Origin of the sequence: Streptomyces sp. SID5785 (assembly GCF_009870065.1) — a bacterium.
Classification (GTDB): domain Bacteria; phylum Actinomycetota; class Actinomycetes; order Streptomycetales; family Streptomycetaceae; genus Streptomyces.
The window spans coordinates 1-5,777 of sequence record NZ_WWIA01001099.1; the positions used below are offsets into that span (position 1 = coordinate 1).

Genomic DNA, 5,777 nt, shown 5'->3' on the forward strand with positions numbered 1-5,777 from the left:
TGCACTGCGGCATCGTCGTCCCGCGGCCGGTGCTGACGGCCGCGGCCCTGGCGACGGCCCGCCGGTCGCGGCTGCTGGTCTCGGCGTAGCAGAACGGGGGGTGCGGCCCACGGCGGCGCACCCCCGGACCCCGGCCGGGCGCCCCGGCGCCGCGACCGTAGCAGCCGGAAAACGGCTGGCTCCAGCGGGTTTGCACGCGACAGCCTCGTCGCAGTGCCCCACGACCCGAACGAGGAGTCCCGTGCCATGTCGACGCTGCGCGTCACCGCCGAGCCCCTGACCGTCCACCCGCACCCGAACGCCGACGCGCTGGAGCTGGCCCAGGTGGGCCTGTACCGCGCGGTGGTCACCAAGGGGGCCTACCGGACGGGCGAGTTCGCCGTGTACCTGCCCGAGCAGTCGGTGCTGCCCGCCGCGCTCATCGAGGAGCTGGGCCTGACCGGACGCCTGGCGGGCGGGAACGCGGACCGCGTCAAGGCGGTCCGGCTGCGCGGCGAGCTGTCGCAGGGCATCGTGTGCCGGCCGGCCGCGCTCGGGGACGTGGACCTGGCGGCGGCCGCCGCGGACGGCACGGACTTCGCGGAGCGGCTCGGCGTCACGAAGTGGGTGCCGCCCGTGCCGCCGACGATGAACGGCGACGTGGAGTCCGCTCCGGAGCTGCTGCCGTGGGTCGACATCGAGAACGTGCGCCGCTACCCGGACGTGTTCGCCCCGGGCGAGGCCGTCGTCGTCACCGAGAAGCTGCACGGCTCGGCCTGTCTGCTGACGTACAGCGCGGACGGCGGCCGGGTGCGGGTGTCCTCGAAGGGCTTCGGCGCCAAGTCCCTCGCCCTGGCCGAGGATCCGCGCAACCTGTACTGGCGCGCGGTGCGCGGCCACGGTGTCGCGGAGGCGGCGGCCCGGCTCGCCCAGCGGCTCGGCGCCACGCGCGTCGGCATCTTCGGCGAGGTGTTCGGCGACGGGGTGCAGGACCTGACGTACGGCGCGGACGGGCGCAGGGACACCCTCGGGTACGCCGCGTTCGACGTGGCGGCCGAGGTGGGCGGGCAGGTGCGCTGGCTGGACGCGGCGCGGCTGCTCGACGGTGAACTGCCGCTGGTGCCCCGGCTGTTCGAGGGCCCCTTCGATCTGGAGCGGATCCTGGCGCTGGCCGACGGCCGGGAGACCGTGTCGGGCCGCGCCCTGCATCTGCGCGAGGGCGTCGTGGTGCGCCCGGCGGTCGAGCGGTACAGCCCGGTCACCGGCGGCCGGGCGATCGTCAAGGCGGTCAGCCCGGCGTACCTGACCCGCAAGGGCGGCACCGAGTACGAGTAGGCGGGGCCGGCGGGCCGGGTCAGCGGTCTCCGTCGCCCGTGATCTGCACGTGGTCGGCGATGCCGACGACCAGCACCCGGGTGCCGGGGGTCAGCGGACGCCAGCGGTGCGGGAGCCCGGCGGCGCAGTAGAGCGTGTCGCCGCGCTCCAGGACGTACCGGCTGCCGTCCGCCTCGACCTCGGCCGAGCCGTCGGCGACGTAGAGGATCTCGTCGCCGCGGTGCCGGTACTCGCGGCCCCAGTCGTGGTCGCCGGTGAACTCCAGCGCGTGCAGCGGCTGGTGGCCACGGATCAGCGGGCGGACCCCGTCGCGGACGGCGGCGGGGCCCGCGTCGCGCACGACGTCGACCGGGCGGGGGCCCTGCGCGGCGGCGAGGAGCTGGACGGCGGTGGTGTCGAGGGCGTCGGCGATCCGCTGGAGTGAGCTCATGCTCGGGCGCGAGCGCCCGTTCTCCACCTGGCTCAGGAAGGGGACGGAGACGCCGGCCCGGCCCGCCACGTCGGCGAGCGTCAGATCGAGGGCGCGCCGTCTGCGCCGGATGCCGGGGCCCACGCGCGGCGCGTCGTCGCCGGTGCCCGCCTTGCCGTTGTTCATGAACCTGTAACGCCCTTTCGCTGCCTGCCCGTTCCCCCGCAGCCTACCGTCGTGCTTAACTCGTTAATCAGTACTTAAGAAAGTTAAACACAGGGGCGGCCGGGCCACTCCCCCGTCCCCTCACCGACGGAGGTCTCCATGGCACGCGTGGACCAGAACCAGCGCCGCCGCCGCGGCACCGGCCTGATCGCCCTCGACGAGGACGCGGCGTACGAGGGCTACACCCTGTTCGCCCCGCTGACCGGCACCGGCGAGGTGTATCTCATCGACCTGCACGGCGAGATCGTGCACCGCTGGGACCTGCCGCACCGCCCGGGACGGCACGCGCGGATCCTGCCGAACGGCCATCTCGCGTACAACGCGGTCCTGCCGGACGAGCCCGCCCTGTTCCCCATGTGGCACAAGTACCGCGGCGGGCTGATGCAGGAGATCACCCCCGACGGCAAGGTCGTCCGCGAGCACCGGGACCCGCTCCAGCACCACGACGCCCACCACTACGGGGACGGTCGGCTCCTCTACACCGCCCTCGAACCGCTCACCGGCGACGCGGCGGCGGCCGTCCGCGGCGGCGTCCCCGGCTCCGAGGCGGGCGGCGACACGGTGTGGGCGGACACGATCGTCGAGGTCGACGCCGAGGGGAACCGCACCTGGCAGTGGCGGGTGGCCGAGCACCTGGACCCTGCCGCGTTCCCGCTGCACCCCGACTACGCGCGCGAGCACTACCCGCTGATCAACAGCGTGCTGCCGCTCGCCGACGGCACGGTGCTCGCGAGCCTGCGCTCCGTGTCCGCCGTCGTCGTCATCGACCGGGCGAGCGGGGACATCGTCTGGCGCTCCGAGCCGGGCGTCGTCTCGCAGCAGCACTGCCCCACCGAGCTGCCCGGCGGCACCATCCTGGTCTTCGACAACGGCGTCTTCCGGCCGCACTGCGACGTGCCGTTCAGCCGGGTCATCGAGATCGACCGCGCCGGCGGCGAGATCGTGTGGGAGTACCACGACCCGGCCCGCGAGTCGTTCTTCGCGCCGTTCATGGGCAGCGCCCAGCGCCTGCCGAACGGGAACACGCTGATCACCGACTCCCCCGCCGGGCGCCTCTTCGAGGTGACCGCGGACGGCTATCTGTGCTGGGAGTACGTCGTCCCGTACTTCGGCGGCTACACGGAGAAAGAGGTCCGCTCGCTCTTCCCCTCCGAGCCCAACGCCGTGTTCCGCTCCTACCGTTACTCCGCGGCCGAGCTGCCGTGGCTGAGCCGGTGACCGCGGCGCCCGCACCATCCGTCGCACCCGTCGACGAGCGGCTCCCGCTGCGGCGCCTCGTCCCGCTCGCCTGCCAGCACCTGCTGGCAGGCGTGGCCGCCCCCGTCTCCTCCGTCCTCCTGATCGCCACGACCCTGAAGCTGCCCGCGGGGCGGACCGCGTCCCTGCTGAGCGCGACCCTGATCCTCTGCGGCGTCGGGGCGCTCCTCCAGTCGCTGGGTGTGCGCGCCCTGCGGGCCGGCGCCCGGCTCCCCTTCCTGATGCTGCCCGGTGGCGCCGCCGTCGCGATCTTCCTGCAGATCGCGCAGGAGTACGGCCCGGCCACCGCCTCCGGGTCGGTGCTGGTGGCGGCCGCGTTCCTGCTCTGCGTCCTGCCCTTCTACGGGCGTCTGGTCCGGCTCTTCCCGCCCCTGGTCATGGGGACGACCGTCGTACTGATCGGCATCAACATGATCAAGGTGACGGCGCCGATGGTCGTCGCGGGACCCGGTCTCGCGTTCGCGACGCTCGGCATCGTCGCGGTCCTCTTCCTCGTCCTGCGGGGCGTGTGGCGGCAGATGGCCGTGCTGCTCGGCCTGGCCGGCGGGACGGCGCTCGCCGCCCTGACGGGCAGCGCCCCGCACGTCGCGTCCGGCGACGCCTTCGCCCTGCCGGTCCTCCTGCCGTACGGCACCCCGCACATCGATCTCCTGGCGGCCGTCCCGCTGCTCGTCTTCGCGCTCGCCTCGCTCGCGGAGGCCACCGGGCAGACCGTCCTCAACAGCGAGGCCGTCGGCCGCACCCCCGACCCCGGCCGGGACGTGCCGCGCATCGCCCGCGCCGACGCGCTGGTCTCGCTCGGCTCCGGCCTCTTCGGCGCCTCGCTGATGGTGACCAGCGCCGAGAACATCGGCATCGTCCAACTGACCCGCGTGCGCAGCAGGTTCGTCACGGCGGCGGCCGGCGCGCTGCTCGTCGTGTGCGGGCTGTGCACGCCGCTGTCCCGGCTGCTCGCGGCGATCCCCGCACCGGTGGTGGGCGCCGCCGGGCTGGTGATCTACGCGGTGATCGCGGTGATGGGCTTCGGCATGCTCGCCCGCACCGACCTCGCGCACGGCTCGGACGGCATCGTCGTGGCGCTCGCGCTGGTCGTCGGCCTGCTGCCGATCGTGGCCCCGGAGATGTACACGGACCTGCCCTCGTGGGCCCGGACCCTGTTCGGCAGCGGGGTCGCGGCCGGGGCGATCGCGGCGGTGGCGCTCGGCGCCGCGTTCCGCCTCCTGGGGCCGCGGCTCACGAGGCCCGCGGCTCCCGGCGCTCACCCAGCAGCCGGGAACCGGTGAGGCGCTCGCCGAAGACGTCGTCCGGGTTGGACAGCACGCACGTCTCCAGGGAGAGGCAGCCACAGCCGATGCAGTCGGTCAGATGGTCGCGCAGCCGGTTCAGCTGCCGCAGCCGCTCGTCGAGCTCGGCGCGCCAGGCTTCGGAGAGCCGGGCCCAGTCCTCCCGGGTCGGGGTCCGCTCCTCGGGCAGCTCGGCGAGGGCGTCGCGGATGGTGGCCAGCGGGATGCCGACGCGCTGCGCGGCCCGGACGAAGGCGACCCGGCGCAGGGTGTCCCGGCAGTAGCGCCGCTGGTTGCCCGCGGTGCGCCGGCTGCGGATCAGCCCCTTGGACTCGTAGAAGTGCAGCGCGGACACGGCGGCGCCGCTCCGCGCCGACAGCTGGCCGACGGTGAGCTCGTGGATCTTCTCGGGAATCTGCGGCACCCGTCCGAGCCTAGCCCGCGCGCGGTTGCGTTGTTAGCATGCGCAGAGCACTGAGCAAGCGCTTAGACATCCATGTGAGCATCGGGATCGTACGCAGACGGAGGCCACTGAACATGGCGGAGCCGCGGGTTTTCAAGAGTGTCGACGAGCTGAAGGGCGCCGTCGGGGAGCAGCTCGGGTACAGCGACTGGGTCGAGATCGCGCAGGAGCGCATCGACCGGTTCGCCGAGGCGACGGGTGACCACCAGTGGATCCACGTCGACCCGGAGCGCGCCAAGGACGGCCCGTTCGGCACGACGATCGCGCACGGGTACCTGACCCTGTCGCTGCTGCCGCTGTTCGGCCCGCAGCTGATCGCGGTCGAGGGCATGAAGATGGGCGTCAACTACTAGATGACGACGTGCGAGCCCTTCTCCGGGTCGGCCGGGTTGTGGAAGAGGAGCATGTCGCCGGGTTGCAGCTCGGACTTGGAGATCTTCGTGCCGTAGCGGGCGAGGCTGCCGGTCCACTCGTTGCCGGGCAGGTCCCAGGCCATCGAGACGAAGCCCGAGCAGTCCTGGCGGTAGCCGTCGCGCCAGAACTTGTTCATGTTGTACGGGACCTTCGCCGCGACCCAGGACTTGGCCCGCTTGATGATCGCGTCCCGGGTCGTCGCGCGCGGCGCCGCCTTCGGGGCCAGGTCCACGCCGGACGCCGCGGAGCCCGGGGCCCCGTGCAGCGGGCCGGTGCCGCCCTGCGGGGTGGACACGGCGTCGGCGCCGGGCGGGGCCGGGTCACCGGGTCTGACCTCGCGCTGGTCCGCGGCCCGCTGGGGGGCCGCGCCCGCGGCGGGGGCCAGGCCGCCGATGACGGTGCCGGCGGTGGC

5 protein-coding genes and 2 pseudogenes are annotated in these 5,777 nt (G+C 73.7%); 4 read left to right on the forward strand and 3 right to left on the reverse strand.

The genetic code is table 11. From position 1 onward, the window contains the following. Positions 1-246 precede the first annotated feature (246 nt). Positions 247-1,314, forward strand: a complete 1,068-nt coding sequence (locus GTW43_RS35805; protein ID WP_161306148.1) for an RNA ligase (ATP) — start codon at positions 247-249, stop codon at positions 1,312-1,314. Positions 1,315-1,333: 19 nt separating this feature from the next. On the opposite strand, the gene GTW43_RS35810 is transcribed toward GTW43_RS35805, so the two are convergent. Continuing rightward, entirely contained in the window at positions 1,334-1,909 is a 576-nt protein-coding gene (locus GTW43_RS35810; protein ID WP_161306145.1) for an XRE family transcriptional regulator, read from the reverse strand. A gap of 138 nt (positions 1,910-2,047) precedes the next feature. On the opposite strand from GTW43_RS35810, the gene GTW43_RS35815 reads away from it, so the two are divergent. Next, on the forward strand, positions 2,048-3,166 hold the full coding sequence (locus GTW43_RS35815) for an aryl-sulfate sulfotransferase (protein WP_161306146.1): 1,119 nt from the start codon (positions 2,048-2,050) through the stop codon (positions 3,164-3,166). Beyond that, positions 3,151-4,488 (forward strand): solute carrier family 23 protein, encoded by a 1,338-nt coding sequence (locus GTW43_RS35820; protein ID WP_343246222.1) that lies wholly within the window; start codon positions 3,151-3,153, stop codon positions 4,486-4,488. The genes GTW43_RS35815 and GTW43_RS35820 overlap by 16 nt, the downstream gene beginning before the upstream one ends. On the opposite strand, the gene soxR is transcribed toward GTW43_RS35820, so the two are convergent. Then, positions 4,439-4,912: a redox-sensitive transcriptional activator SoxR gene (gene soxR / locus GTW43_RS35825; RefSeq protein ID WP_161306147.1), complete on the reverse strand. Its 474-nt coding sequence runs from the start codon at positions 4,910-4,912 to the stop codon at positions 4,439-4,441. The two genes, GTW43_RS35820 and soxR, sit on opposite strands and share 50 nt — an antisense overlap. A gap of 113 nt (positions 4,913-5,025) precedes the next feature. On the opposite strand from soxR, the pseudogene GTW43_RS35830 reads away from it, so the two are divergent. Then, a pseudogene (locus tag GTW43_RS35830) lies at positions 5,026-5,301 on the forward strand (MaoC family dehydratase); the annotation flags it as partial. Positions 5,302-5,303: 2 nt separating this feature from the next. On the opposite strand, the pseudogene GTW43_RS35835 reads toward GTW43_RS35830, so the two are convergent. Then, positions 5,304-5,777: pseudogene (locus GTW43_RS35835) on the reverse strand (NlpC/P60 family protein); the annotation flags it as partial.

Coding starts and splice junctions, on each gene's coding strand:
- GTW43_RS35815 (WP_161306146.1), top strand. CDS start 2,048: ATGGCACGCGTGGACCAGAACCAGCGCCGCCGCCGCGGCACCGGCCTG.
- GTW43_RS35810 (WP_161306145.1), bottom strand. CDS start 1,909: ATGAACAACGGCAAGGCGGGCACCGGCGACGACGCGCCGCGCGTGGGC.
- GTW43_RS35805 (WP_161306148.1), top strand. CDS start 247: ATGTCGACGCTGCGCGTCACCGCCGAGCCCCTGACCGTCCACCCGCAC.